General features: G+C 66.4%; 24 protein-coding genes, 1 pseudogene and 1 riboswitch. Of the genes and pseudogenes, 9 read left to right on the top strand and 16 right to left on the bottom strand.

What is annotated here, in order from left to right:
- Positions 1–5 precede the first annotated feature (5 nt).
- The 7 genes and pseudogenes from PJB24_RS03285 to PJB24_RS03310 all read right to left on the bottom strand — a co-directional run bounded on the left by PJB24_RS03285 (position 6) and on the right by PJB24_RS03310 (position 9,466).
- Positions 6–443, bottom strand: coding sequence for a PPC domain-containing DNA-binding protein (locus PJB24_RS03285; protein WP_273842688.1), 438 nt, complete (start codon positions 441–443; stop codon positions 6–8).
- Entirely contained in the window at positions 444–3,515 is a 3,072-nt protein-coding gene (locus PJB24_RS03290) for an FAD-binding and (Fe-S)-binding domain-containing protein (protein WP_273842691.1), read from the bottom strand.
- Complete coding sequence (locus PJB24_RS15870; RefSeq protein WP_420541883.1) at positions 3,515–5,098, bottom strand: GMC family oxidoreductase; 1,584 nt, start codon at positions 5,096–5,098, stop codon at positions 3,515–3,517. The genes PJB24_RS03290 and PJB24_RS15870 overlap by 1 nt, the downstream gene beginning before the upstream one ends.
- A 345-nt stretch (positions 5,099–5,443) precedes the next feature.
- Positions 5,444–6,052 (bottom strand): annotated as a pseudogene (locus PJB24_RS15875) (gluconate 2-dehydrogenase subunit 3 family protein); the annotation flags it as partial.
- Positions 6,053–6,056: 4 nt separating this feature from the next.
- Entirely contained in the window at positions 6,057–6,467 is a 411-nt protein-coding gene (locus PJB24_RS03300; RefSeq protein WP_420541884.1) for a hypothetical protein, read from the bottom strand.
- 119 nt (positions 6,468–6,586) lie between these two features.
- Positions 6,587–7,675, bottom strand: a complete 1,089-nt coding sequence (locus PJB24_RS03305) for an enolase C-terminal domain-like protein (protein ID WP_273842696.1) — start codon at positions 7,673–7,675, stop codon at positions 6,587–6,589.
- Positions 7,676–9,466: a thiamine pyrophosphate-requiring protein gene (locus PJB24_RS03310; protein ID WP_273842698.1), complete on the bottom strand. Its 1,791-nt coding sequence runs from the start codon at positions 9,464–9,466 to the stop codon at positions 7,676–7,678.
- A gap of 234 nt (positions 9,467–9,700) precedes the next feature.
- On the opposite strand from PJB24_RS03310, the gene PJB24_RS03315 reads away from it, so the two are divergent.
- The 5 genes from PJB24_RS03315 (at position 9,701) to PJB24_RS03335 (ending at position 13,029) form a co-directional block, all read left to right on the top strand.
- On the top strand, positions 9,701–10,768 hold the full coding sequence (locus tag PJB24_RS03315) for a lysylphosphatidylglycerol synthase transmembrane domain-containing protein (protein ID WP_273842701.1): 1,068 nt from the start codon (positions 9,701–9,703) through the stop codon (positions 10,766–10,768).
- 229 nt (positions 10,769–10,997) lie between these two features.
- Positions 10,998–11,897 carry a manganese catalase family protein gene (locus PJB24_RS03320; RefSeq protein WP_273842703.1) on the top strand — a complete coding sequence of 300 codons (900 nt, stop codon included), beginning with the start codon at positions 10,998–11,000 and terminating at the stop codon, positions 11,895–11,897.
- Positions 11,898–12,024: 127 nt separating this feature from the next.
- Positions 12,025–12,159, top strand: a complete 135-nt coding sequence (locus tag PJB24_RS03325; RefSeq protein WP_273842706.1) for a thioredoxin domain-containing protein — start codon at positions 12,025–12,027, stop codon at positions 12,157–12,159.
- Entirely contained in the window at positions 12,160–12,573 is a 414-nt protein-coding gene (locus tag PJB24_RS03330; RefSeq protein ID WP_273842972.1) for an AhpC/TSA family protein, read from the top strand.
- A 24-nt stretch (positions 12,574–12,597) separates the two neighbouring features.
- The gene (locus PJB24_RS03335; protein ID WP_273842709.1) at positions 12,598–13,029 is read left to right on the top strand and encodes a hypothetical protein; all 432 of its coding nucleotides are present in this window, start codon (positions 12,598–12,600) and stop codon (positions 13,027–13,029) included.
- Positions 13,030–13,034: 5 nt separating this feature from the next.
- On the opposite strand, the gene PJB24_RS03340 is transcribed toward PJB24_RS03335, so the two are convergent.
- Entirely contained in the window at positions 13,035–13,604 is a 570-nt protein-coding gene (locus PJB24_RS03340) for a DUF924 family protein (RefSeq protein WP_273842711.1), read from the bottom strand.
- Positions 13,597–15,543, bottom strand: a complete 1,947-nt coding sequence (locus tag PJB24_RS03345) for an APC family permease (protein WP_273842713.1) — start codon at positions 15,541–15,543, stop codon at positions 13,597–13,599. Before PJB24_RS03345 ends, PJB24_RS03340 begins: the two co-directional genes overlap by 8 nt.
- 57 nt (positions 15,544–15,600) lie before the next feature.
- A riboswitch (cyclic di-AMP (ydaO/yuaA leader) is annotated at positions 15,601–15,754 on the bottom strand.
- Between the two features lie 158 nt (positions 15,755–15,912).
- Between PJB24_RS03345 and PJB24_RS03350 the strand changes: the two genes are divergently transcribed.
- Together PJB24_RS03350 and PJB24_RS03355 are read left to right on the top strand one after the other, a co-directional pair.
- Entirely contained in the window at positions 15,913–16,587 is a 675-nt protein-coding gene (locus PJB24_RS03350) for a DUF47 domain-containing protein (RefSeq protein WP_273842715.1), read from the top strand.
- On the top strand, positions 16,580–17,683 hold the full coding sequence (locus PJB24_RS03355; protein WP_273842717.1) for an inorganic phosphate transporter: 1,104 nt from the start codon (positions 16,580–16,582) through the stop codon (positions 17,681–17,683). The genes PJB24_RS03350 and PJB24_RS03355 overlap by 8 nt, the downstream gene beginning before the upstream one ends.
- On the opposite strand, the gene PJB24_RS03360 is transcribed toward PJB24_RS03355, so the two are convergent.
- Both PJB24_RS03360 and PJB24_RS03365 read right to left on the bottom strand, forming a co-directional pair.
- Positions 17,680–18,558 (bottom strand): alpha/beta fold hydrolase, encoded by an 879-nt coding sequence (locus PJB24_RS03360; RefSeq protein ID WP_273842718.1) that lies wholly within the window; start codon positions 18,556–18,558, stop codon positions 17,680–17,682. The genes PJB24_RS03355 and PJB24_RS03360 overlap by 4 nt on opposite strands.
- Before the next feature lie 57 nt (positions 18,559–18,615).
- A complete protein-coding gene (locus tag PJB24_RS03365) occupies positions 18,616–19,509 on the bottom strand; it encodes an ornithine cyclodeaminase family protein (protein ID WP_273842720.1) in 894 nt (297 codons plus the stop codon).
- Between the two features lie 140 nt (positions 19,510–19,649).
- On the opposite strand from PJB24_RS03365, the gene PJB24_RS03370 reads away from it, so the two are divergent.
- Together PJB24_RS03370 and PJB24_RS03375 are read left to right on the top strand one after the other, a co-directional pair.
- Positions 19,650–20,711, top strand: a complete 1,062-nt coding sequence (locus PJB24_RS03370; RefSeq protein ID WP_273842722.1) for an alpha/beta hydrolase — start codon at positions 19,650–19,652, stop codon at positions 20,709–20,711.
- Positions 20,712–20,713: 2 nt separating this feature from the next.
- Positions 20,714–21,424 (top strand): haloacid dehalogenase type II, encoded by a 711-nt coding sequence (locus PJB24_RS03375; protein WP_420541885.1) that lies wholly within the window; start codon positions 20,714–20,716, stop codon positions 21,422–21,424.
- Here the strand turns inward: PJB24_RS03375 and ahbA are convergent.
- The 5 genes from ahbA to PJB24_RS03400 all read right to left on the bottom strand — a co-directional run bounded on the left by ahbA (position 21,421) and on the right by PJB24_RS03400 (position 25,656).
- Positions 21,421–22,455, bottom strand: coding sequence for a siroheme decarboxylase subunit alpha (gene ahbA / locus PJB24_RS03380; protein WP_273842725.1), 1,035 nt, complete (start codon positions 22,453–22,455; stop codon positions 21,421–21,423). The two genes, PJB24_RS03375 and ahbA, sit on opposite strands and share 4 nt — an antisense overlap.
- Before the next feature lie 114 nt (positions 22,456–22,569).
- Complete coding sequence (locus tag PJB24_RS03385) at positions 22,570–23,217, bottom strand: uracil-DNA glycosylase (RefSeq protein WP_273842727.1); 648 nt, start codon at positions 23,215–23,217, stop codon at positions 22,570–22,572.
- A gap of 257 nt (positions 23,218–23,474) precedes the next feature.
- A complete protein-coding gene (locus PJB24_RS03390) occupies positions 23,475–23,873 on the bottom strand; it encodes a hypothetical protein (protein WP_273842728.1) in 399 nt (132 codons plus the stop codon).
- Between the two features lie 28 nt (positions 23,874–23,901).
- The gene (locus PJB24_RS03395; protein WP_273842731.1) at positions 23,902–24,255 is read right to left on the bottom strand and encodes a hypothetical protein; all 354 of its coding nucleotides are present in this window, start codon (positions 24,253–24,255) and stop codon (positions 23,902–23,904) included.
- Positions 24,256–24,339: 84 nt separating this feature from the next.
- On the bottom strand, positions 24,340–25,656 hold the full coding sequence (locus tag PJB24_RS03400) for a protein kinase domain-containing protein (RefSeq protein ID WP_273842733.1): 1,317 nt from the start codon (positions 25,654–25,656) through the stop codon (positions 24,340–24,342).
- Positions 25,657–25,721: the final 65 nt, after the last annotated feature.

Raw genomic sequence — 25,721 nt, forward strand, 5'->3', positions numbered from 1 at the left:
TCTCCCTACCGTGGGCTCAGCAGGGCCAGGCCGGTCTCGGGGTCCGTCCGGCGCCTGAGGTGCTCCGGAGACTCGATGACGGTGACCTCCAGGATCGGCCTCGCGTACCCCCGGATGAGGTGTCCCCCGCGGGTCGATCCGTCCCGCCGCCCGACGACCGCGTGGGCGTGCAGGTTGGGCTCCTCTCCGGAGAGCGCGATGTCCCCCACGAGCGAGAGCACCTCGACCTGCTCTTCGACCGGGATCTCCTCATATTCCTTCCTCTCCACGTCGAAGTAGCCCAAAGTGGCCCGTGAGAAGGCCCCTATCGCGGTGAGGCTCGCCGCGTCGAGCCGGTTCTCCTTCGCGAAGTCCGTGATCCCCTCGACGACCTCCTCGCCCGGCTCGAAGGCGAGGACGAAGGTCCTCTGCCCTCGCTGTTCGTGCACCTGTCTCGCCTTCATCTACGCCCTCCTCCTCAGACCCCAGGCTATCGCGGCCGCAGCGGCGATCCCCCCGGCCGCGGCGAGCGCCTTCGGGTTCGCGCCCCCTCCGTCGAGCACCACGTCCGGGTAGCCCCTCTCCGGGTAGGTTCCCCGCGGCGGACCCTCCTCGCCATGATCGAGGGCCATCTTTATGACCTGCGCGAGGTGCAGCGGCCGACGGTCGGTCCCCTGCTCGACCTGCGTCTTGCAGGAGAAGCCGTCGGCGATGAGCAGCGTCTCGCCCCCGGCCTCGCGGACGGCCGGAAGGAGCCTCCTCTCCCCGATCTGCATCGAGATGTCGTAGTGGTCGCGCTCGAAGCCGAAGGACCCCGCGAGCCCGCAGCAGCCGGAGTCGAGAACCTCGTAGTCGAGCCCCAGCCTCTCCATCAGCTCCACGTCGGCCTGGGTCCCGATCACCGCCTCCCCCTGGCAGTGGCTGTGGAAGAGCGCCTTGCGGCCGAGCCTCGGCGGGACGTAGTCCTCCTCGACGAGGAACTCGCTCAGCGTGCGGGTATTCTTGACCAGGCGGTTCGCGTCCTCGTCGTGGGGCATCATGTTCGGCAGCTCGTCGCGGAAGGCCGCGGCGCAGCTCGGCTCCACGACGACCACCTTGATCCCCTCCCGCACGTACGGGGCGAGGGTGTCGACCAGCCGCCGCAGGAACGTCTTGGCCGTATCGAGCATCCCGTAGTCGTAGAGCGGCCGGCCGCAGCAGAGCGCCTCCTGCGGCACGAGCACCCGGTATCCGGCATGCTCCAGCACCTCCACCGAGGCCTTCATCGTCTCAGGGTGCAAAAAGTTGTTGAACGTGTCGGGGAAGAGCACCACGGGCGGCCCGTCGGGGTGGCGCGGCGTGCGCTCCCTCATCCAGTCCTTGAAGGTCCGGGTCGCGAAGGGGGGCATCTCGCGCTCGGCGGCGATCCCGCCGAGCCTCTTGACGAGGGCGCTTATCCCTGGGGTCTGGGTTACGAAATTGGCCAGGCGCGGGGCGTACTGCGCGATGCGCGCGTGGAGCATGATGAGCCCCATCGTGTAGGCGTACGCCGGGCGCAGACGCCCCTTGTAGTAGCGGGCGAGAAACTCCGCCTTGTAGGTCGCCATATCCACGTTGACCGGGCAGTCCCCCTTGCACCCCTTGCACGAGAGGCACAGATCCAGCGCGTCGAAGACCTCCCTGCTCTTGAAGCCGTCGGTGATCGGCCCCTTCCCCCGCAGCATCTCGTGCAGCAGCCGCGCCCGCCCGCGGGTGGAGTGCTCCTCCTCCCTGGTGACCATGTAGGAGGGACACATAGTACCCGTCTCTATGTCACGGCACTTGCCCACCCCGACGCAGCGCATCGTCGCGTGGGCGAACGAACCGCCGTCCTCGGGGTAGGAGAAGTAGAGGTGGTCCGGGTTGTAGGGGTTGTAGTCGGTGCCGTGGCGGAGGTTGCTGGTTATCGGGTAGGCGTCTATGACCTTCCCCGGGTTCATCTTCCAGTCCGGGTCCCAGATCCGCTTGTACTCCCGGAAGGCCTCCATCAGTTCCTCGCCGTACATCTTCGGCAGCAGCTCGGCGCGTGCCTGACCGTCGCCGTGCTCGCCGGAGAGCGAGCCGCCGTAGGAGACGACGAGGTCCGCCGCCTCGTCCAGAAAAGCCCGCCACTTCCTGATCCCCCCGGCGGTCTTGAGGTCGAAGTTGATCCGGCAGTGGATACACCCGTCGCCGAAGTGCCCGTAGAGGGCGGTTCTGTAGTCGTATCTGTCCAGAAGGGCCCGGAAGTCGCGCAGGTAGTCGCCCATCCTCTCGGGTGGGACCGCCGCGTCCTCCCAGCCCTCCCAGTAATCACCCGAGCCGGGCACGTAGGCGGTGGCCCCGAGCCCGTCCTCCCGGATACCCCAGACCTCCTGCGCCTCGGTGGGGTCCGCGAAGACCTTCATCTCCGGCGGGTTATCGGAGCGGCGGATGGCCTCCATCGCCCGGCGGGCCTTCTCCTGGCTCTCCTCGGGGCTCTCACCGCCGAACTCCGCGAGGAGCCACCCGCCCCCCTCGGGTAGCAGCTTGAGGTCCTCGTGGTGCATGTTCTGCAGCTTCATGTCCTCGATGAGGGCATCGTCTATCGCCTCGAGCCCGATCGGCCCCTGCTCCATCACCTCCGGCACGTGGTCCCCGGCGTCGAAGATCGTGGGGTATCCGAGAACGAGCAGCGTCCGCGCGGGCGGGCTGTGCACCAGGCGCACCTTCGCCCGGAGGATCGTAACCAGCGTCCCCTCGCTCCCGACCACCGCCCGCGCGGTGTTGAAGCCCTTCTCGGGCAAAAGCTCGTCCAGGTTGTACCCCGAGACCCGGCGTGGGATCTGCGGATAGCGCTCCCGGATCAGTCCAGCGTAGCGGTCGCGAAGGTCTCTCAGCTTCTGGTAGATCTCACCCTTCCTGCCGCCCTCGCGGATCACCCGCTCGAACTCCCCGTCGCTGGTCTCGCCGAGGGTCATCCTGGTGCCGTCGTAGAGGACGACGTCGAGCTCGTAGACGTTGTCCGAGGTCCTCCCGGCCATCACCGAGTGCACCCCGCAGGAGTTGTTGCCGATCATGCCGCCGAAGGTCGCCCACTGGTGGGTGGAAGTATCCGGGGCGAAGAACATGTCGTAGCGCTGCTGGGTCATCTCCGAGAGCTGGTCGCGGACCACCCCCGGCTGCACCCAGGCGCACCCCTCGTCGGGGTTGACCTCGAGTATCTCGCGCATGTACTTGGAGGTGTCCAGGACCACGGCGGCGTTGGTCGTCTCGCCGGAGAGGCTGGTGCCGCAGCCTCTCGGCAGGACCGGAGCGCCGTGGCGGTGGCAGACCCTGACCGCCTCGATGACGTCCTCCTCGTCGAGCGGCAGCACCACCCCGAAGGGGACCTGCCGGTAGTTGGAGGAGTCGTGGGCGTAGGCGGCGCGGGTGCCGGCGTCGAAGCGCACCTCGCCCCGCACCCGCTCGCGCAGCTCGGCCTGTAGCGCCAGCGTGTTCAGGTTGAGGCGCTGACGCTGACTCAGGCGCCTGTAACCTTCTCTCGTGGTCTCGGTCATCAGCCTCCTCCTGCTACAGACGTACTCGCCGGCCGGGAAAGATCGACCTTCCTCCTTCTGAGCCTCTCGGCCAGCCGCGAGGAGAGCGCCATGATCGTGAGCGCGGGGTTGGCCGAACCCTGGGTCGGGCACGCGCTCCCGTCGGCGACGAGGAGATTCGGCACCCCCCAGACCCTGTGGTCGGAGTCCACCACGCTGTTCTCTGGTGAGGTGCCCATGCGGCAGCCGCCGATGAGGTGTGCGTAGCGGTCGATGGTGAGCACGTCCTGCGCCCCGGCGTACTCCCAGATGGCCTGCATCGTCCGCTTGGCGTATTCGATGTTCTTCTTGTCGTTCTCGCAGAGGGTGTGGTCGAAGCGGGCGACCGGCATCCCGTAAGGGTCTTTCTCGTCGGCGAGCGTGACCCGGTTCTCGGGCTGGGGCAGAAGTTCGCACAGCGCCCCGAGCACGCTCCAGTGGTTGTAGTCGCGCATGTACTCCCTGAGAGCGCCTCCCCAGTGGCCGTCTGCCAAGACGTGCTCGGACCATCCGATAGGCAGTGGTCCGACGGTCTGGATCGAGAACCCCCGCGCAAATCCTCTGCGCTCGTCGGTCTCGTAGAACTGTTCGGAGGAGATCTCAGGGGGCGGCGCCTTGTACATCCGCAATGTCTCGGAGAAGCGCCCAGCGACCTGCGGTGCGCCCTGGACCATCACGTAGCGCCCGACCTGGTCCTCGCCGTTGCCGATCCCGTTCGGGAACCGGCTCGAGGTGGAGTTGAGCAGCAGCCGGGGCGTCTCGATCGAGTATCCGGCCACGGCCACGGCCGAGGCGCGCTGGAAGCGCTCGCGGCCGTCCTTCACGTAGACGACGCCCGTGACCCGGCCCCGCCCGTCGGTCTCGATGCGGGTCGCCATGCTATCCGCCCTTATCTCGGCGCCGTGGGCTATCGCGTCGGGAACGTGGGTGACGAGCGGGCTGGCCTTGGCGTTGACCTTGCACCCCTGCAGGCAGAACCCGCGGTAGATGCAGTGCGGCCGGTTGCCGAAGGTGCCGTTGGTGATTCCGACGGGCCCGACCCGCATCTCGATGCCGAACTTCTTCGCCCCCCGGACGGCGTACTCCGCCGCCCCGCCTATCGGGTGGGGGCCGAAGGTGTAGCGGTGCGGGTCGCCCCACGGCCAGTCCTGACCGGCGACCGGCAGCTCGGCCTCGACGATCTCGTAGTGCTTTCTGAGGTCCCAGTAGGAGATGGGCCAGTCGGCCCCGACCCCGTCGCGGGTATAGGTCTCGAAGTCCGAGGGGTGGAAGCGCGGGCAGTAGCCGGCGTAGTGGACCATCGAGCCGCCCACCCCCCTCCCCGAGTTGTTCTTGCCCATCTCGACCGGATCCTCGCCGCCGATGATCCTCTTCTGGGTCCAGTAGATGTGCGAGGAGCCTTTCTCGTCGGAGACCCAGTCGCGGTCGGGATCCCAGAACGGACCGGCGTCGAGGACCACGATCTTCCACCCGGCCCGCGCGAGCCGCTGGGCGAGCACCCCGCCCCCGGCCCCGCACCCGACTATGAGGAGGTCGACCTCTTCATCATCCCGGTAGCGGCGCATCCTCTCCACCCCGGGTACCCCGCGCCGGTGTACGTCGAGCAGGTAGCGCGAGTCGTTGTCCTTCGGGCCTATGGCGCCCTTCAGGAGACGCCTGGCGTCGGCGAACCTCGCCTCCGCCGGGCGGTTTCTCTCGCGCGTCCTCTCGGCGATCTCCCTCGCCCGGCGCGCACCCTCGAGCAGCTCCCGGACGTGCCCGGGGACGGGACCTTCGCCGTCCCGACCATCCTCCTGCTCCCCGACGTAGGGGACCGGGTCGACGTCGGCGGCGGGCTCCCCCTCGTAGGGCTCCTTCTGCCCGGCGGAAAGCCGCATGTATCCGCGGGGGTAGGCCGGCCCGCCGTAGCCGATCTCGTTCCACGCCCACGGGTGCGAGTAGAAGGCGGCGAGGACCGAGCGCATCACGACGTTCCAGGCACGCGGGATGCGGTCCCAAGGCTCTCCCGAGAGTTCGCCTTCCGCAAACGCAGAGCAGATCTCCTTTCTCACCTCCTCGGGCGCGGCGTGGAAGGGGCTTCCGCAGCGGGAGCGGGCCTCTTCGTCGAGCCCGGTCGCGACGAGATGCCAGGTGTCCCGGTCGTCGGGCATGTCGTAGAACTGGTAGCCGTCGAGCCCCTTCTCGTCGGCCTCGTAGAGCTTCTGGTCGACGAAGTTTATGAGCGGGATCTTGGGCTCCGAGTCCTGGGCGGTGACCGTGTCGCAGAAGGCGGAGAGGGTTGCGGCCTCCTCGAGCGAGAAGAACCGTATCTCCGGGACGTTCTCGACCCGATCCATCACGACCCTGCGGGTCACCTCGTCCCAATGTTCCTTCTGCTCGAGCACGTCGTAGTCCGGGTAGCGCCCGTGCATCTGCGGCGTGATCCCGCGCCGCTGGCGCGGCAGGCGGTAGGGGTCCGCTGGCTCCCTGCCCTCCCTGCGGTTCGGCAGGTGGTCGGGATCTCTGAAGGAGTAGGCCATACCCCTACTTCTCCCGCCGCAGGAGCGCCGCCAGTATTCCCATCCCCCCGACCATCGAGAAGAGGAGCGGGGCCATCACCGGCGGGCCCATGACGACGTTGTACGCCGCCTCGCTCCAGCCGCCGGGCTTGCGGGCGACCCCGCGGAAGTGGAAGTAGAGCCCGGAGAGCCCCGTGGCGACGTAGGCCGCCGAGGCTACGGGCAGCGCGGTCTTGGCAGCCCGCCTGGAGCGCACGCCGGCTATCCCCGCCACGACCACGGGCGGGGTCGCGATGATCGGGCTCCACATGAACTTGTTGCCGAAGCTGCCGCGGTAGTGCTCGTAGTAGACCTCCGCGGCGACGACGAGCGCGCTGAAGGCGGTGAGCCCCGAGAGGGAGCGCTCGAAGCGTCCGTGCTCGACGTTGCGCACCATCCTGTCTATCAGGTGTTCTTCCTCGGGCGGAAGAAACCGCCCGCCGGGCACCTTCGTCTTCCGGGGGAGCATTCTCTCCAGGATCGTCATCGCCTCAGAACTCCTTTCGGATCTCTCGCTCACGCAGCGTACTTCTCAGCCTCGGACCTCCTGAGCTCGAGCCCGAGACCCGGCCGCGATGGGTCAGGCCGGAGATAGCCGCCGGCGGGCTCGAGGGCCCCCTCGAAGAGCATCCGCTCGATGCGCACGTGGTCGTGGAAGTACTCCAGGTGCAAGAGCGTCTCCATCGCACAGCAGGCGTGGGCCGAGACGGCCGGGGCGCAGTGGGCGGAGAAGGGTATCTGATACCCCTTGCAGATGCCGTCGGCCCTGAGCAAACTCGTGATCCCGCCGCAGCGGGTCACGTCCGCCTGCAGGATGTCCACGCATCCTGCGAGATCGAAGAGCTGCGGCAGGGTCCACTCGTACTCCCCGGCGGCTATCGCGAGCCCCGCGGGCCCGTGGTCGCGCAGCATCCTCATCCCCTCTCGATCCTCGGAGGAGACCGGCTCCTCGAGGTAGGTGATCCCCTCCCCGGCGAACCACCCGGCCCAGTAGAGCGCCTGCTTGCGGGAGTAGGCGCCGTTGGCGTCGACGAGGAGCTCTACCCCGTCCCCGATCGCCTCCCGCGCCGCCCTCACCCTCTCCGGATCCTCCTCCGGCTTTCTGCCCACCTTCATCTTCACCCGCGGGATGCCTTCGGAGGCCCACCCGCCGAGCTGCTCCTGCAGCCTCTCGAGCGTGTAGGAGGTGAACCCACCGCTGCCGTAGACCGGGACCCGCTCGTGGAAGCGGGGCAAGACGTCGGCGAGCGGGAGGCCGAGCAGCTTAGCCTTGAGATCCCAGAGCGCTATGTCCACCGCGGAGATCGCCATCGCCCCCACCCCGGGTCGCCCGGCGTTGCGGATCGCAGAGTGCATCTCCTTCCAGACGGCGGGCGGGTTCATCGCGTCCGAACCCTCGGCCACCCCTTTCAGCTTCGACCCCACGAAATTTCCGACCGAGACGTCGCCGTAGGTGTACCCGAGCCCCCTCTCGCCACCCCCGGAAACCTCGACCAGGACCATGGTCGTCGAGTCCCACTCGAGGGTCCCGTCCGACTCCGGAGAGTCGGTCGGCACGGTGTAGGCGGAGACCTCGAGGGTCTCTACCTCAACCTCCGGTGACATCTACTCGCCCCGGCCGGAGAGGAACTCCTGCAGCTTGCCCTTTATGGCCTGCCGGACGATCTCGCCGCGCGCCGGATCTCCCCGGTAGAGCGACCTGAAGATGCCCTGCGCCTGCTCGAAGCGTATGTGCGGCGGCAGCGGCGGCACCTCCGGGTCGGTGATGGCCTCGTAGAGCACCGGCTTCCCGGAAGAGAGGGCCTCGTCCCACGCCGGGCCGACGTCGTCGGGGTTGTCCACTTTTATCCCCTTGAGCCCGAGCAGCTCGGCATATCCGGCGTAGTCGAAGTCGGGCAAGACCTGCGAGGCTTCGACCTTGGGGTCACCCTCCATCACCCGCTGCTCCCAGGTGACCTGGTTGAGGTCGTCGTTGTGCAGGACCAGGATGATGCACCGCGGGTCGCTCCAGCGCTCCCAGTAGCGGGCGACGTCGATGAGCGCGTTGACCCCGATCATCTGCATCGCCCCGTCGCCGAGACAGGCGATGACGGGCCTGTCAGGGTTGGTGAACTTGGCCCCGATGACGTAGGGGACCGCCGGGCCCATCGTCGCGAGCGTCCCGGAGAGCGCCGCCCGCATCCCCTCACGCAGCTTCAGGTGGCGCGCCCACCAGTTGGTCGCCGACCCGGAGTCGGAGGTGAGGATGCAGCCCTCGGGGAGCCTCGGGGAGAGCTCGTGGAAGACCCTCTGTGGGTTTATGGGGTTGGCACCCTCCATCGCCCGCCGCTCGAGTATCTCCCACCACTCGGCCACACCCTTCTCGATCTCTTCGCGCCAGGAGCGGTCCTGCTTGCGCTCGAGCATCGGGATGAGGGCCCGAAGCGTCTCCTTCGCGTCCCCGACCAGGTTGACCTCCATCGGGTAGCGCATCCCGATGAGCCGGCCGTCTATGTCTATCTGGACGCCTCTCGCCTGCCCCACCTCGGGCAGCCACTCGGCGTAGGGGAAGCTCGACCCGACCATGAAGAAGGTGTCGCAGTTCTCCATCATGTCGTCGGAGGGTTTGGAGCCCAAAAGCCCTATCGGCCCCGTGACGTATGGCAAATCGTCGGGGAGCACGTCGCGGCCGTTTAAGGCCTTGGCGACCCCGCAGCCGAGGATCTCCGCGACCTGCTTTATCTCTTCGGCCGCGCCCCTCGCGCCCTGCCCGACGAGCATCGCGACCTTCTCCCCGGAGTTGAGAACCTCCGCGGCCCGCTCGAGGTCCCGCTGCTGCGGGACGACGCGCGGCATGGTGATGTCGGTGCTCGAGTAGGTCGCCCCGTGGGTCCGCGGCGGCTCTGAGTACTCCATCTCGGCGACGTCGTTCGGGACGATCACGCAGGTCACCGTGCGCGAGGTCTTAGCGATCCGGTAGGCCCGGTCTATGAGGTGTCCGATCTGGGTCGGCTCCATGCAGTACTGCACGAACTCGTGCGCCACGTCCTTGAAGAGCGTCTGCAGGTCGACCTCCTGCTGGTAGTCGCTCCCCAACGACATCCTCTTCTGCTGCCCGATGATCGCCAGAACCGGCTGCCGGTCGAGCTTGGCGTCGTAGAGGCCGTTGAGGAGGTGTATGGCCCCGGGGCCGGAGGTCGCCATGCACACCCCCACCTCGCTGCTGAACTTGGCGTGGGCACAGGCTGCGAAGGCCGCCACCTCCTCGTGGCGCAGCTGTATGAACTCCGGGTCGTTGTTCGCCCGGTTGAACGCCCCCAGGATGCCGTTGATCCCGTCCCCCGGGTAACCGTAGATGCGCTTTACATCGAGCTCTCTTAAGCGCCTGAGTATGAAGTCTCCCACCGTCTCGGCCAACGTGGTCCTCCTGTCCGTCAGGTCCGACGGCCGCCAGCGGTCAGTGGCGGCATACAGGATTCATTATTTCCAGGGCCGGTAAAGCAGGGATAAAGTTCTGTGAGCCTCCGGTAAAGAAGCATTAACGTCTCTTCATCCCCCACAGCCTCTCCTCTAAGTAGTCGGATCTGCTGTAACGCAAACAATGGTACGATGCACCGGAATCCAACCGCACGAAGAGACCGGGAGAGACGGGTGAAGAAATCTCTGCTCAGCATCCTGCTCGGGCTGCTCCTGAGCGCCGCCGGCGTGATCGTCGCCGCCCTGAGCGTCAAGGGCTCGCTCAGGATAGTAGAGATCTGGCCCATAGTCGTCGGTGGTGTCGTCACGCTCGCGGTGTGGGTCGTGCAGGGTGCCACCCTGGCCGTGCTCTCACGCCACGACGTGGAGGCGAGTCCTGTCGCAGAGCGGCACCTCCTGGGCCTTCCCCTCTTGAAGACGACCCGCGTCTACCTGGTCACCCAGGCGGTCGGCGCGATCACCCCGTTCGCCGGCGGGGAGGTGGCCGCCCAGATCATGGAGCTCAAACGCCTGGGGCTCCCGGCGGACAAGGGCAGCGCCGTGGCGACCGTCAGGGCGATAGCGAACGTCACCTCCCTCGCCATCGGCGCCGTAATCGGCCTGTTCTTCGTCTCCCACGTCCCGTTCGTCGGCAGGGTAGAAGCCAGAGCCCATCAGGCCCAGAACGCCGGCATCCTGTGGCCTCTGGCCGGCGTCTTCGTCGGGGTGGTCGTGCTGCTCGCCGCGGGCGGCTTCGCGGTGCGTCGCTGGAGGAAGAGGCGCGAGCGGGATGAGCATACCCCAGAGAGCTCATCCCCCTCCTGGAGAGAGCGCCTCACCAGATTCTTCCGCAACTACAGGGACGACCTCCTCCTGCTCTGGCACGACAACCCGAAAGGCGTTGTCGCCGCCTTCGCCCTCATGGCCGTCTTCTGGCTGCTCTACCCCCTGCTCGGGGTTCTCGGCCTGCTCGCCACCGGATGGTCCGGGGAGCACTGGATCGCCGTCTTCACCGCCCAGTACATCCTGTTCATCGTCGTGCCCTTCGCCCCCACTCCGGGCAACAGCGGCGCCGCCGAGGTCGCCTTCGTCGCGCTCATGAACGCCTACGTCGGCCACGGCTCGCTGCTCGCCGGCGTCATCGTCTGGCGCTTCCTGAACCACTACTCCGAACTCATTGCCGGAGCCTTCCTCGCCGGACCCAGCATCTGGGACGACATCAAAATAGCCCGGGACGAGCTGGCCTCCCAGAAATCCGGCTGAAAGATACCGGACAACTCAAAAACCAATAACTGTTATTGTTTTCACATCTCCAATCCGGGGGGAGGTTTCGCGGGACCGGGCCAGGGGTAGAGGGTAACGGTGAGATGGCCTGCGGGAGAGAAGAGGGGAGGTGATCTCCGGAGCGGGTGGGTACACGCATGGACGGGCGTGTTTAGATCAGGGTTGACGGAGAAGATCCGGAAGATCCAACTAGAAAGGGGAGGATCGCATGTATCTCCGGATAGACAAGCTGCAGGTGGAGCTGCCGATGCCGGAGGAGCCCGATCCCAACGCCGCCGCGGCGGTGCAGGAGCTCCTCGGGGGGCGTTTCGGTGAGATGTCGACGCTCATGAACTACACCTACCAGTCGTTCAACTTCCGGGGGCGCAAGAAGGTTAAGCCCTACTACGACCTCATCGCCAATATAGCCACCGAGGAGCTCGGGCACATCGAGCTGGTAGCCGCCACCATAAACAGCATGCTCACCGGTGCCGCCGGCGAGACCGAGGACGGGCATGCGAACCCGACGAGCACACCTCTCTCCGGGCTCACGGGCGTACGCAACACCCATCACTTCATCAACAACGGGGCCGGCGCGCTCGTCGCCAACTCAATGGGGCAGCCCTGGCAGGGTGATTACGTGTTCAACTCCGGTGACCTCGTGCTCGACCTCCTGCACAACTTCTTCCTGGAGAGCGGGGCGAGGATGGGCAAGATCCGCGTCTACGAGATGACCGACCATCCGGTCGCCCGTGCGATGCTCGGTTATCTGCTCGTGCGCGGTGGCGTGCATCAGGTGGCCTACGCCAAGGCGCTCGAAGAGCTCACCGGCGCCAACGTCACCAAGATGCTCAACATCCCGAACATCCCCAACTCTGAGTTCCCGGAGACGAAGAAGTTCCTCGACTCGGGCGACCACCGCACCCTCTACCGCTTCTCGCCCGACGACTTCAAGGATATCGGCAAGATCTGGAAGGGGCCGCACCCCGACGACGGCCAGGAGGTCAGGGTGCAGGACGGCCCGCCGGAGGGTGGTCAGCCGGCCGATCCGCCGGAGGAGCCCAACGTCTACGCACCGGGTTATCATCCGGGAGAGCTCGCCGAGATCGCCCAGCGTCTCCTGAAGTAACGTCTGAAAACCCGGAGGACGGGGGCGGTGCGGAAGGCCTTCCGCGCCGCCCTTCGTACGTTCTTCCACAGGCTCGGGCGCCGGAGCGGATAGAATCAGGGTGCCAGGCGAACAGAAGGAGGGTTTCGTGCCCGGAGAAGCAAGCGGCATAGAGGATTTCGGAGAGGTGACGTTCAAGCGTGCCGACGGGACGGAGGTAAACCTCACCGAATTGCACGGCGGGCGTCCCCTCGTCCTCGCCTTTCTGCGGCACCTCGGGTGAATATTCTGCCGCCGGTGGGTCGCGCAGTTGCGCGGCGGGAGCAGAGAGTTCGAGAAGAGAGGCGCCCGGGTGGCGCTGGTGAGCATGGCCGATCCTGAGCAGACCGCGCGGTTCTGCGAGAAGATGGACCTGCCCTTCGAGTGCCTCTCCGACCCGGAGCGGCACGCCTACCGGGCATTCGGTCTCAGGCGCGGCAACATCCTGGAGGTCGCGGGGCCGCGCAACTGGGGCAGCGGGATCCGGGCGGTACTCGAGGGACAGAGACAGGGACCGACGGCGGGTGACCCGATGCAGCTACCCGGGGCCTTTGTCTTCGACGCCTCAGGGAGGCTGCGCCTGGCGCACTACGCCCGCGCCTCGGCGGACAACCCACCAAACGAGGTGCTCCTCGAAGCGCTCGACGGTGGCCGGTAGCGGAGGATCAGGAGCAGGTTCCCCTTGAATGACGCGCTTCAGAAGGCGCAAGCCTATCTGGACATGCTCTCCCGGGATACCATGGAGCTCGCCTGGGGCCGGAGAACCGCTCAGGATCGGTACAGGATCATGCTCGCCGCCCTCCTCTTCGGGGACGAATTCGAGCGTCGCACCCGGCATGGCCTACCAGCCGACGAGCCGGGAGAACGCCGGCTCCTGATGGATCTCATGAGCGCGGTCATAGACCGCTTCGCGGATCTGGAGGGTCTGGACCGGGAGGAGGCCGCCGCCTTCCTCGGAGATCTCACCAACCGCGACCACATACTGGAGCTCAACGAGGTCATCGAAACCTTCGAGCAGGAAGACTGCCAGAGGAGCCTCGACGAGGTGTTACGCGAGGCCGTCGGGCGGCGGAAGGAACGCCGGGTCTGGGCCCGGCACTGGAGCTCAGGATAAAGACATCAGAAAGGGGCCTCGGGTCCCGAGAGAAACTCCAGCTCTTCCGGCGTCGAACGCCGACCCAGGATCTCGTTGCGGTGCGGGAAACGTCCGAAGCGCGCGATCACCGCCTCGTGCCTGAGCGCGTACTCCAGCACCTCGGGCCTCCCGAGCTCCTCTTCCAGCGCCCGAAACAGCCTGACAGAGAGGCGCTGGTCTTCGAGATCCTCACTGTGCTCGAAAGGCAGGTAGACGAACATCCTCTCCATCGGGGTGAGGAGACGGTCGAAGCCCTTCTCGAGCGCCTCGCGGGCGACCTCGCGCGCCAGATGGTCGGTTGTGTAGGAGCGCGGGTCGCCCCGGAACATGTTGCGGGGGAACTGGTCGAGCAGCAGGATCAGGGCGAGGCAACCCCTGGGCGTCTCCTTCCAGTCTCCGAGCTCCCTGGAGGCAGCCCACTCGTAGTCGGCGCGGAACCGTTCGCTCACCTCACGGTCGAAGTCCTCGCCACCCCCGAACCACTCCTCGCGGAACTCCCGGCCCTCCCCGAACCAGAAGCGGAGTATCTCCTCCATGCGGTCCAGATCACCCACCGACGTGTATCGCCGGACGCCGCTTGGGGTTGGGCTCCGCCTCGCGCAGCACCTCGCGCGTGACCGGCGGGATGTCTCCCTCGCCGAAGAGGATGTAGCGGACCAGGTAGACCAGCGGGTTGCCCTCGGTCCATCCGAAGTAGCAGTGAGGCTTCGCGCCGGTTTTGTCTCTCAGGTACAGCAGGAAGGCCGCTATCGCGTTCGGGACGCTCGAACTCTCCGCCCGCAGCACCCGGTAGCCGTCCACCCTGGCCCCCCTCACCTCCATCACGTCGGTGAACTCCGAGGGGTCGGCCACCTCTACCTCGAGGAACAGAACCGGGATCTCGCGCGGGATGTGGTTCGCCTCCCGCTGTTCACGCTCTTTAAGCTCGTACTCCCGGCGGTCTCCCGCCTGACGTCGGTTGGCGATGATGTGTATCTCCCCCGAGTAGAGCGCCTCGTTGATGAACTCCCAGGCCGCATCGTCGAGTTCTATGGACTCCTGGCGCAGCTCCGTCGAGCGCAGCGCACGGGAGACGAGGGAGACGAAGATTATCGCTACGATAAACAGGATCGAGATCACGATCCCGTTCGGCTGGGAGCGGATGTTCTCGACGTCGGCGTAGAGCATCACCAGGGTTATGAGCCCGAAAACGAGCGTCGACCTGCGTTTGCGCTGCCGGCGCACGGCGATGGTCACGGCCACGGCCGCCGAGGTCATCATGATGAGCACACCCGTCGCGTACGGCCCGCTCTGGGAGTCGACCCCGGCGTTGAAGGCCAGCGTAATCGCGAAGGCTATCGCGCTGAAGACGAGCACCATCGGCCTTACCGCCCGGCCCCATTCCGGGGCCATCCCGTAGCGCGGCAGGTAGCGGGGCACGATGTTCAGAAGCCCGGTCAGGGCCGAGGCCCCTCCGAACCAGAGGATCGTGATCGTGGAGATGTCGTAGATCGTCCCGAAGGCATTGCCCATGTACTGGTGCGCGAGGTAAGCGAGCGCCCGGCCCGCGGCCTTGCCGCCCGGCTCGAACTCCCTGTGCGGGATCAGGACCGTGGTGACGAAGCTCGTCGTGATCAGGAAGAAGCTCATGATCAAAGCGGCCGCGGTGAGCATCTTGCGGGTGTTGCGGATACGCCCGGCGGGCCGCTGGGGGTCGTCATCCGGGTCGCCCTTCACGAGCGGCATCATCGAGACGCCGGTCTCGAAGCCCGAGAGACCGAGCGCGAGCTGCGGGAAGACAAGAAACGAGACGACGACCATGTCGAGCGGGTTGCCATAGCCGTGCAGCAGGGCATCCTTCCAGTGAGAGAGGTACGCCGGGTGCTGGAAGATCATGTAGAAGCCGAAGATGACGATGAGCAGGTTGAGGAATAGGTACGAGAAGACGAGCACGATCGCGATGCCTATGGCCTCCCGAAAGCCCTTCAGGAAAACCCCGCCGAGGATGGCGAGAAGTACGAGTGTAATCGCCGTCTCTTTGTCGTGCAGGAAAGATGGCACTATCGGGTTCTCGGCCAGATGCGTCGCGCCGTCGGCGGCAGAGAGGGTTATCGTGAACATCCAGGCCGTGCCGACGAACCCGAGCAGGCACAAGACGAAGATCTTGCCCTTCCAGAAAGAGAGCAGACGTTCGAGCATCGCGATCGAACCCTGCCCGTGCGGGCTGTGGTAGGCGACCCGGCGGTAGGCAGGGAGCATCCCGAAGAGGGTGAGAAGCACGATGAACATCGTCGCGATAGGTGAGAGCGCACCCGCGGCGAGCCCGGCTATGCCGGGGATGTACCCGAGCGTCGAGTAGTAGTCCACCCCGGTCAGGCACACCACCTGCCACCAGGGATGCTGTTCGCGGGCCTCCTTGATGTGTGGACCCTGGATCTCCTCGATCCGGTTCTCGAGCAACCAGCTGCGAAACCTCGAGGAAGCCCGGCCCTTGGAGCGGGTGGCCCGGATCATCTCGAAACGCTCCGTGCGGGTTCTCCCACCCGCGGACAGCGAAAGATGGTTCTCATCATCCCCTTCCTCTCACGCCTGCGGGGTTAGCTGTCGGGTTCGGGCCGGAAGAGAAAGCCCTACGCTCTCGTGGCGATTCACCCCGGAGGGAAAACCCCTCTTTCTACGGGTCCCCCGTCCTCCGGTCTCCCCGGAGGTTCGGCGACGGTCTGGCTCTCCGTCCATGGCTTCCGGAGATATACCCCCCAGCCACACCGTTGTCAACACGGCGGTGTGGCTCGTATCGCGTCGGGGCGGGTACGAAACCGCAAGTTTGGTTAGTATTTAGCCTAGAGGAGGTCATACAACGAGAGAGCAGGAGCCAAAGAGGTCATGTCCGAGGAGAGCAAACCGAATCCGCCGACTTCCGGGCGGCTGCGTCGGGCCTTGGGAACAATCTCACTGGTCCCGCGCGAGCGCCGCTTCTACGAGTACTTCGAGGAGCAGTCGAAGAACATCTCACGCTCTGCCCGGCTGCTCGAGGTGGCATTCTCGAACCCCGGTGAGCTCGCCGGACACCAGAAGCGGATCAAGGAACTCGAGCATCGGGGAGACGACACCACCCACGAGATAATCTCCGCCCTGCACCGGACCTTCGTCACCCCCTTCGACCGGGAGGACATATACTCGCTCGCCGCGGGCATGGACGACATAGTGGATTACATAGAGGAGATAGCCGACACGGCCAACCTCTACGACATCGGCGAGATCACACCCCCCGCCCGGGAACTGGCGGATCTCCTCGTCCAGGCCGCATCCCAGCTCGAGGAGGCGACGAAGAAGCTCGGTTCGGGCAAGCCCTACAAGGATCACATAATCGAGGTGCACAGGCTGGAGGACGTGGGAGACGCGGTCTCCCGGCGCGCGATAGCCGAACTCTTCGGGGGGAGCTACAGGACGCTGGAGGTGCTCAAGCTGAAGGATCTCTACGGATTGCTGGAGGATGCGCTCGACCGCTGCGAGGACGTGGCCAACGTACTCGAGGGGATCGCGATAAAGAATGCATGAGGCGCAGGTCGTTCTGCTGCTCTTCACGCTGGCAACCGCCCTCGGCTTCGACTTCACCAACGGCTTCCACGACACCGCCAACGCCATCGCCACGACGGTCGGCACCCGGGCACTACCGCCCTATGTCGCGGTCCTTTTCTCGGCCGCGCTCAACCTGATCGGGGCGGTCGTCGCGACCCAGCTGTTGCACGCCACGGTCGCCAACACGATCGGCAGTCTGGTTGGACCTTCGGGGGGTGTCGGGCTCGCGGAGATCATAGCCGTCCTGTTCGGGGCGATAGCGTGGAACCTGATCACCTGGAGGGCCGGTCTGCCATCCAGCTCCTCGCACGCGTTGATCGGTGCGCTCATCGGGATGGGCATCGCGGCCTACGGGGCGGGCGCGGTGGCCTGGGACGAGGTCTACCCGGTGTTCGTCGCGCTCGTCGCCTCCCCGGTGATCGGGCTCGTCGCGGCGTACATAGCCACCGTCGTGCTGCTCAACGTCTTCCGAAGGGCCCGCCCGAGCCGCGCCAACGACGCCTTCCGCAAGCTCCAGATCCTCTCCAGCGCTTTCGTCTCCTTCAGCCACGGGGCGAACGACGCCCAGAAGACCATGGCGATCATAACGCTGGCGCTGCTCAGTTCCGGCTTCATAGGCAGCTTCGCGGTGCCCCTGTGGGTCGTTCTGGCCTCCGCGCTCGCGATCGCGCTCGGCACCTGGGCCGGCGGGTGGAGGATCATCCGCACGCTCGGCAGCAGGATCATCCAGATGGAGCCGGTCCACGGCTTCGCGGCCCAGACGGTCGGAGCCCTGGTGATCCAGGCGGCCACCTCCTGGGGCTTTCCGGTCAGCACGACGCACGTGATCTCCGGCTCGGTGATGGGGGCAGGTGCGACGAAGAGGTTCAGCGCGGTGCGCTGGGGGGTGGCCTGGCGGATAGTGTGGGCCTGGATCCTCACGGTACCAGCCTCCGCGGCGCTCGCGGCGCTGGCGACGCTTTTCGCCCAAACCGAGTGGTACGCGAGTGCCGTCCTGGTCCTCCTGCTCGCGGCCGCTGCGGTCTACTACTTCGTCCTGCGCACCCGCCGCCGCAAGGCCAAAGGCACGCTCTAGCGCGTCCAGCCTTCGAGGAGCACCCCGGCCCACCGGCCGACGGCCGGCTCCCACATGAGCGTGTAGTGGTTGGTGTCCTCCAGGAGGATCGACCCTCTCACGTCGAACGAGTCCTCCATCCGACGCCGCACGTTCTCGGAGATGAGCGGCGCGCTCCCCGGGAAGAACCCCTCCGCGGCGCGCACCAGCGCGACCGGGCACGAGATGCGGCCCATCTCCGCGGTGGTCAACGCCGAGCGGGCGACGTCCTCCGCATCCTCCGTACAGGCCACTAAAGAGGCCTTGGGCCGGTAGCCACCTTCGACCTCCTCCAGGTCGTAGCGGTAGTAATCGGCGAGTTCAGGCGTCAGATCCCGCATCGTCACCCCCTCTTCCGGATACCAGAAACGGAGGTAATCGTCGGGGCTCTCGAAGGTCATCCGGAGCCGGCTGAAGGAGCGGGCGAGCCCCTCGGAGACCCCGCCGGAGAGCTCTTCCCGCCCCTCCACCCGCGGCCAGCCGCCGTCGAGAAGCACGAGCGCCCGCACCCGTTCGGGGTGCGAGAGCGCCACCCTCTGCGCGACGAACGCCCCCATCGAATGTCCGGCGAGCGTGGCCCGCTCCAGGCCGAAATGGTCTAGCACCCGCACCACGTCGCGCGCGTGGGCCTCGAGCCCGTAGGAGCCGGGGCCGGGCTTCTCCGAGTCCCCCCGGCCCCGCAGGTCAACCCCGATGAGCGGCCGCCCGCCGGCAAGACGCCTCGCGAGCGCGTTGAACGAGCGGTGCTGGGAGCTGATCCCGTGCAGGCAAACCACCGGCTCGTCCCCTCTGCCGGACCACCAGACGGCGAGCCCGACCTCCCCGTCTACCAGCTCTCTCCGCCAGAGATCAGACAAGATCCGCCTCCCTCCCGTACGCCTGAGCACGCCCGCATCCCTTCACCTCATAGCAGTTCATCGACCCGACGCCTTGCGCCAGACCAGCTCCGCCGTCGCCAAATCCTCCACCGCGAGCCCCACCGACTTGAACAGCGTGATCTCCTCTTCCGACCGCCGGCCGGGCTTCACCCCGGCGACGACCTCCCCGATCTCGGCGAAGATCTCCCCGGCGGCCCTCACGTCTCCCGCCTCCTTCATCGCGGCCTCCCGGGAATCCACGTAGAGGATAGCCCTCCGCAGCACCCCGTCGTCGAGTTCCCGCCACTCGGGGCGGGGTGCGCCGACCGCGTTCACGTGCGCTCCCGGTGAGAGCCATTCCCCGAAGAGCACGGGATCGGGCGAAGTCGTCGCCGTTACCACAACATCCGCCCCCCGCACCGCCTCCTCCGCTGAGGCTGTCGCGATCGCCCCGTGCTCCTCGGCGAACGCCCTGGCCCGGCGCGGGCTCCACACCCTCACCTCCCGGAAATCCCGCACCAGTCCGAGCGCCTCCAGGTGGCTGCGTGCCTGCGCGCCGGCCCCGAGGATCGCGAGCACAGCTGCATCACGCCGGGCGAGGTACTCCGTGGCTACTGCAGAGACCGCCGCGGTACGCACCTCGGTTATGAGCCGCCCGTCCATGCTCACCAGCGGCTCACCGGTCTCGGGCCTGAAGAGCAGGATCTCGGCGTGGTGGGTCGGAACCCCCTCGTTGTGCGGGTAGAGCGAGACCAGCTTGGCCCCGAGCGCGCTACCGGTGTACGCGGGCATGACGCCGAGAAAGCCCCGGTAATCTAAGACCGGGACCATGACGCGCCCGGGCTGTACCACCCTGCCGCCCGAGAAGTCCGCGAGGGCGTGCTCCATCGCGGAGATCACCTCTTCCATGCTCAGGAAACGCCCGACACCCGCCTCGTCGAGCCTCAGCAACGGAGTTCCCTCTCCCAGGTCTCCACCATGTGTTCATGATGCCACCCTTTCGTACCGGCTGCACCCCGAGGACCGGGCGCGTGGCAATCCACGCCGCTAAACTTCCTTCCATACTGGAGACCACACGAGGAGGAGAGACGTTGCAGGACAACACGCCGCTTCTGGAAGGCGTTCGTTCGAAAACCGTGCAGACCTCCCGCCTCCGCACGCACCTGCTGGAGAGCGGCCCCGAAGAGGGGATACCGGTGCTCATGATCCACGGGAACGTCTCCTCCTCGCGCTTCTTCGAGGAGACGCTCGCGGCCTTCCCGCAGGGTTTCCGTGGCCTCGCCCCCGACCTCAGGGGCTTCGGCGATTCCGAGGTCGCCCCCGTGGACGCCACCCGCGGCCTCAGGGACTTCTCCGATGACCTCTTCGCGCTGGTCGAGTCACTCGGGCTCCAGGGAACGCGGCTGCACCTCGCCGGCTGGTCCATGGGAGGTGCGATCGCGCTGCAATACACCATGGACCACCCGCAGAAGGTCGCCTCGATCACGCTCATAGACCCCATGTCACCCTACGGTTTCGGGGGAACGAAAGACGAGGGCGGCACCCCCTGCTGGCCGGACTTCGCCGGCTCCGGAGGCGGGACCGCCAACCCGGAGTTCGTCCGCCGTCTCTCGGAGGGCGATCGCACGGACGAGGACGCAAACTCTCCGCGCAACGTGATGCGGCAGTTCTACTTCAAGCCTCCCTTCGAGCCGGAACGGGAAGAGGTCTACCTCTCCTCGATGCTCTCCACCGCGACCGGTGAGGACAACTACCCCGGCGACCTCACCACCTCCCCCAACTGGCCCGGTCTCGCCCCCGGCAGGCGCGGCGTCAACAACGCAATCTCCCCCAGGTACTGCAACCTCTCCGGTTTCGCCGGGATCGAACCGAAACCGCCCGTGCTCTGGGTGCGGGGCGCAGACGATGTGATCGTCTCCGACGAATCGCTATTAGATTTCGGGACCCTCGGACGACTCGGGGCCGTCCCGGACTGGCCGGGTGAGGAAGTCTACCCCCCGCAGCCGATGGTCTCGCAGATGCGGGTCCTGCTCGAGAACTACGCCGCCGTGGGCGGCTCATTCCGGGAAGAGGTCATCGAGGACTGCGGCCACTCCCCGCACGTCGAGAAGCCGGACGTCTTCCGCAACCTCTTCTTCGGCTTCCTCTCATGACGATGGAGATCAGGGCGCTCGCCTTCGACGTCTTCGGGACCGTGGTCGACTGGCGTTCCTCGATCATCCGGGAGGGCGAGGAGCTGAGCAGAAAGAAGGATCTCGCCGTGGATTGGGCCGCCTTCGCCGACGCCTGGCGCGCCGGCTACCGGCCCTCACTGGAGCGGGTGCGGCGAGGTGAGATCCCATGGAAGAAACTCGACGCCCTGCACCGCGCCTCGCTCGAAGAGCTCGTGGAGAGGTTCGGGATCGAAGGTTTGGACGAGGCCGAGAAGGACCATCTGAACAAAGTCTGGCACCGGCTCGACCCCTGGCCGGACGTTCCGGAGGGTCTCGCGCGCCTGCGGGAAAGACACATACTTGCCACCCTCTCCAACGGCAACGTCTCGCTGTTGGTCGAGATGGCGAAGCGGTCCTCCCTCCCGTGGGACCTCATCCTCTCGGCCGAGCTCGTCCGGCGCTACAAGCCGGACCCGGAGGTCTACCTGATGGTCCCCCGGCTGCTCGACCTGGAGCCGCAGGAGGTGATGATGGTCGCCGCCCACCCCGACGACCTGCGCGCCGCCGCAGACGTCGGGCTCGCCACCGCGCTGGTGCGGCGGCCGCTGGAGTTCGGGCCCGGCAGGAGCTTCCGGATACCGGAGTCCGGCTTCGACCTCGTCGCGGGAGACTTCGTCGAGCTGGCGCGAAGGCTCTCTGGCCAGAGGGACTAACGCAGGACCCCGGCGTAGAGGCGCTCCCAGGCCTCCATCTCCGGGGTGAAGTAGCGCACGCGGGTCTTCTTGTACTCGCGGGTCGAGTAGAGCGAGTCGTACTCGGTGATGCCGCTCTCCTCGGACATCGCTTTCAGCACCGCCTCGCACTCCTCCTTCGAGCGGCCGTGGACCATCGAGAAGATCGAGTACGGCCAGTCCTCGTAGACGGGCCGCTCGTAACAGTGCGAGACCGCCTGATAGCCGGCGAACATCGCCCCCACCTCGTCCACCCGCTCCCTGGGCACCTTCCAGACCCCCATCGCATTCGCCCGGAAGCCGGCCTTGCGGTGGTAGAGCACGGCCGCGAAGCGCCGCATGATCCTGCGCGATCTGAGATCCTGCGCCCGCTCGATCAGCTCGGCAGCGTCCATCCCTGCCTGCTCGGCCCACAGGTCGAAGGGCCTGGGGGTCAGCGGCAGGTCCTCCTGCAGGATGCGGATCGCTGCCTTGTCCTCCTCGGTTATGTTGCGGTCAGCCGCCTGACGGTCGCCCTCGCCGTACGCCGGGGTCTCCTTGCGGGGCGTGGCGCCCTCCTTCATGTCCAGCGTCACCCCGATCTTGAACAGCTTCAGGGTGGGAAGGATGCGGGTCTTCTCTGCTCCGCTGATCCTGTGCAGAACCTCCACTGTACCCTCCAGCCCGAGCCTGGAGTCCGGCGGCACCGCGACCGTGTACCAGAGGTTGAACTCGTTGTCCCTCTCGTAGTTGTGCGAGACACCGGGGTGGGAGTTTATGGCCTTCGCCCCCTCCCGCAGGTGTTCCGGGGGTATCCTGGAGGCCACCAGGCTCGAGTCATAGCCCAGCACACGGGTGTCGAAGATGGCGCTTATCTGTCTTATGACCCTCGTTCTCTTCAGGGCTTCTATACGCCGGATCACGTCGTGATCTGACAGCCCGAGCCCGGCTCCCAGCTCCGCGAAAGGTTCCCTCACCAGCGGCAGGTCACGCTGGAGGAGGTTGAGAATCTCTTTGTCTGCCGTATCCATCATGCGAGACGTCGTGCTTATCAAGGCTGCAGATCCCTCTCAAAAACGTTTCTCCCTTTGCAAACAGATAATATCAGCCCGCACTCGGGCAATACCAGTAAAATTTTTACCCCGCCTCTAGCCTCGCCGGGCCTCCAGCGCCTTCAGGTACTCGGCGTGGACTGCCTGGATGTCCTTCCAGACCAGGCGTTTGGTCTGCTTGAGCTCTTCCCCGTGCTGGCGCAGGACGTAGGCCGGGTGAAAGGTCGCCATCGCCTTCGCTCCGAAGGCCTCGTACCAGCGCCCGCGGTCGCGGGTGATCCTGAAGTCCCTGTCTATTATCGTCTTGGCCGCGGGCCCACCGAGACAAAGTATGATATCCGGCTTTATAGCTTCGATCTGGGCTCGCAGGTAGGGGTTGCAGGCGTTTATCTCCGCGGTCCGGGGTTGCCGGTTTCTCACCCGCCCGTTCTCCTCGATGGCGGCGCGGCACTTCACTATGTTGGTCAGGTAAACGTCGTCGCGGGTCAGATTGACAGCGGCGAGTATGTCGTCGAGCAGCTTTCCGGCCCTGCCGACGAAGGGCAGACCCGTGGCATCCTCATTCTCCCCAGGCCCCTCGCCGACGAGCATCAGAGGCGAGTAGGGGTCACCACTACCGAAGACGGTGTTGGTGCGTGTGCTCGCGAGGTCGCACTTGGTACACACCGAGACCTGGCGCGCCAGCTCGGCGAGTCTTCCCTCGCGGTCCTCCCCTCCCTCCAGGGTGTCGAACAGGCTATCCAAGATCCCTCCAGCACCTAGGTTCTCTCTGCTCCACAATCTCCGGCCCCACACATTCTACATGTCCGCGTGGAGGGGGCTTCTAGAGGCTGGCGTACAGGCAGACCGGCCCCCCATCTTCTCCACCCGGCGGCCGGGCGGTGACGTCGATGGCGCGGCGCTTCTACGGGGACCGGCATCTCCCCTGTCATCCGTCTGGTGCCATCCCAGCTGGCATGCATCGTGCCGAGGGAGACGGCTCGACCTCCCTCTCTGATGGGTCAGACCCGGTGGGCCAACTTCTGAGGCAGGCTCGGCACGTTGTATACGTCAAGCACCACATCTCCGTTCGCAGCGTCGATCACGAGCGTGTCGGCGGACGAGATGCCCCGCGTGATGCTGGGTCTGGTGCAATCGCGCCTCCAGAGCCGCCGGCTCTCCTGGTAGAGTCCGTAATATGCCCAGCCGAGCCCCACCAGAACGGCGAAGGCGGCGAGCGCGGCCCGAGGTCTATCATCCCCGGCCTGTTCCTCACCTCCGGAACTGCGGGCGAAAACGCGCTCCCTGACATGCTTCGGCGGCTCGACAGGGGCGACGGGGAAGGACAGGAAGCCGAGCCTGCCCGCAGCCTCCCCCAGCCCGGCCCGGCATTCCCGGCAGACCGCCAGGGGGGACCTCACGCCGGGTGAACCCCGCTCTCCGGCCGGCTCAATCCTCCTCTTCCTCGTCCTCCTCCAGGCTCACGACCGGCGTACCGAGAGAGAGCCCCTGGCTCTCGATCAGACGCCGCTCGGAGGTGTACGCCTGGACCATCATGACCAGCTCCAGCCGGTCGCGGTCGAGGGGCATGTTCCCTTCTTGCTCCTGCCTGACGAGCTCCTCGCCCTTCACCTCGAGGGTGCTCTCGAGCTCGCCGATCTTCTTGCGCATCTTGAGCCTGCCGCCGGGGGTAAGGCGCAGGAAGAGCCGGTTCTCCGGCCCGCGCACGGGGTAGACCCAGGCACTCCTGAGCCAGGACTGCAGTATCTCGTTCCTCATCTCTTCTTTGCTCTTGAGTTCCATGGAGATACGATTCTCCTCCAGTAGGGATCATTCACTCACCAAACTCTAACCCCTGGCGGCCACAAACTCTACCAGGAGCTTATCTCAGTAGGTGGGCTGGGGCAGGACCTTCGGTGTCGCGTAGACGGTAACCGTCGAACCCTCTGGCGCCCTGGTTCCAATCGCCGGACGCGTCGCCCAGGTGACCCCGCGGTTGGCGAATCGGGAGTGCTGCTCGTAGACGAAGCGCACCCTGAACCCCCGCTCCTCCAGAACCCTCTGCGCGGCGTAGTCGAAGTACGCCCGTACATCGGGGATGACCGCGTAGGAGGTCTGCGACCTTCCCGAGGCAGGCCTCTTCCGGTCTGTCGTGGTATGCCCGGAGGATGCTTTCTCCTGATGTACGTCCGAGGCCCGCTTCTCCTGCGTGGGGTGCCCGGCGGCCGCGGCTGCGCGGTGCGTGCCGGAGACCGGCTGGATGAGGTTCGCAGCCAGGGAGACCCCACCACCGAAGACCACCAGCACGGCCAGCGAGGCGGCGGCGAGCATCCGCCTCCCGCGCAGGATCTGGTGACGCACCCCGCCGGGACGCTCTTCTTCGAGATCTCGCAGCATCTGCTCGGCCGAGGCGTACCGGTCCGACGGGTCTTTGGAGAGGGCTTTGAGGATCACGGCCTCCATGTGGGCGGAGATCTTTCTGTTCATCTGCCGGGGCGGCCGGGGGGGCTTGCGGAGCTGATCCCGCATGATCTTCTTGAGGCTGCCGTTGAACGGGGGACGCCCCACCAGGCAGTGGTACAGAAGCACCCCCACCGCATAGATATCGCTGCGGGGGGTCGCCTCCTCGCCCCGCAGCTGCTCCGGGGACATGTAGCGGGCGCTGCCGACTATCTCACCGCTCTCCGCTCCCTCTTCTTCGAGCATGCGCGCGATGCCGAAGTCGGCGACCTTCACCCGGCCGTCCCAGGTCGAGAGCACGTTCTGCGGCTTTATGTCCCGGTGGATAATGCCCCGGGCGTGGGCGTAGGAGAGAGCCCGGAGCACCTGCACTGCTATGTTCTTCGCGTGCTGCTCGCTCAGACGACCGCGCCGCTCTATCAGCTTCCCCACGTCGTTGCCGTCGACGTACTCGGCGACGATGAAGGGCAGCTGTCCGTCCCGGTAGATGTCGTAGATGCGCACGATGTTCTCATGGTCGAGGGAAGCCATCGCCCTCGCCTCCTGACGGAAGCGCACCCTGAAGGTCGCATCCTCGGCGTAGGCCTCGCGCAGCGTCTTGAGCGCGACCAGGCGGCCGAGCACGGTGTCCTCCGCCCGGTAGACTACGGCCATACCACCGGACCCGAGCGTGCTCTGGACCCTGTAGCGCCCCACGAGGGCGCTTTCGAGCCCGTCATCTAGCGCTTTACCGCCTCCTGACATCCATCCTCCCTGGGGGCACATTATATACTCCGCCGGCAACGAGCACCGCCGCAGGATACCACCAG

Source organism: Rubrobacter calidifluminis (assembly GCF_028617075.1).
Taxonomy (GTDB): Bacteria; Actinomycetota; Rubrobacteria; order Rubrobacterales; family Rubrobacteraceae; genus Rubrobacter_E; species Rubrobacter_E calidifluminis.

What these genes read in the sequence shown, in the direction of transcription:
- PJB24_RS03285 (WP_273842688.1), bottom strand. Translation starts at nt 443, where the DNA reads ATGAAGGCGAGACAGGTGCACGAACAGCGAGGGCAGAGGACCTTCGTC.
- PJB24_RS03290 (WP_273842691.1), bottom strand. Translation starts at nt 3,515, where the DNA reads ATGACCGAGACCACGAGAGAAGGTTACAGGCGCCTGAGTCAGCGTCAG.
- PJB24_RS15870 (WP_420541883.1), bottom strand. Translation starts at nt 5,098, where the DNA reads ATGCGCCGCTACCGGGATGATGAAGAGGTCGACCTCCTCATAGTCGGG.
- PJB24_RS03300 (WP_420541884.1), bottom strand. Translation starts at nt 6,467, where the DNA reads ATGGTGCGCAACGTCGAGCACGGACGCTTCGAGCGCTCCCTCTCGGGG.
- PJB24_RS03305 (WP_273842696.1), bottom strand. Translation starts at nt 7,675, where the DNA reads ATGTCACCGGAGGTTGAGGTAGAGACCCTCGAGGTCTCCGCCTACACC.
- PJB24_RS03320 (WP_273842703.1), top strand. Translation starts at nt 10,998, where the DNA reads ATGTATCTCCGGATAGACAAGCTGCAGGTGGAGCTGCCGATGCCGGAG.
- PJB24_RS03345 (WP_273842713.1), bottom strand. Translation starts at nt 15,543, where the DNA reads ATGATCCGGGCCACCCGCTCCAAGGGCCGGGCTTCCTCGAGGTTTCGC.
- PJB24_RS03350 (WP_273842715.1), top strand. Translation starts at nt 15,913, where the DNA reads ATGTCCGAGGAGAGCAAACCGAATCCGCCGACTTCCGGGCGGCTGCGT.
- PJB24_RS03355 (WP_273842717.1), top strand. Translation starts at nt 16,580, where the DNA reads ATGCATGAGGCGCAGGTCGTTCTGCTGCTCTTCACGCTGGCAACCGCC.
- PJB24_RS03375 (WP_420541885.1), top strand. Translation starts at nt 20,714, where the DNA reads ATGGAGATCAGGGCGCTCGCCTTCGACGTCTTCGGGACCGTGGTCGAC.
- ahbA (WP_273842725.1), bottom strand. Translation starts at nt 22,455, where the DNA reads ATGATGGATACGGCAGACAAAGAGATTCTCAACCTCCTCCAGCGTGAC.
- PJB24_RS03395 (WP_273842731.1), bottom strand. Translation starts at nt 24,255, where the DNA reads ATGGAACTCAAGAGCAAAGAAGAGATGAGGAACGAGATACTGCAGTCC.
- PJB24_RS03400 (WP_273842733.1), bottom strand. Translation starts at nt 25,656, where the DNA reads ATGTCAGGAGGCGGTAAAGCGCTAGATGACGGGCTCGAAAGCGCCCTC.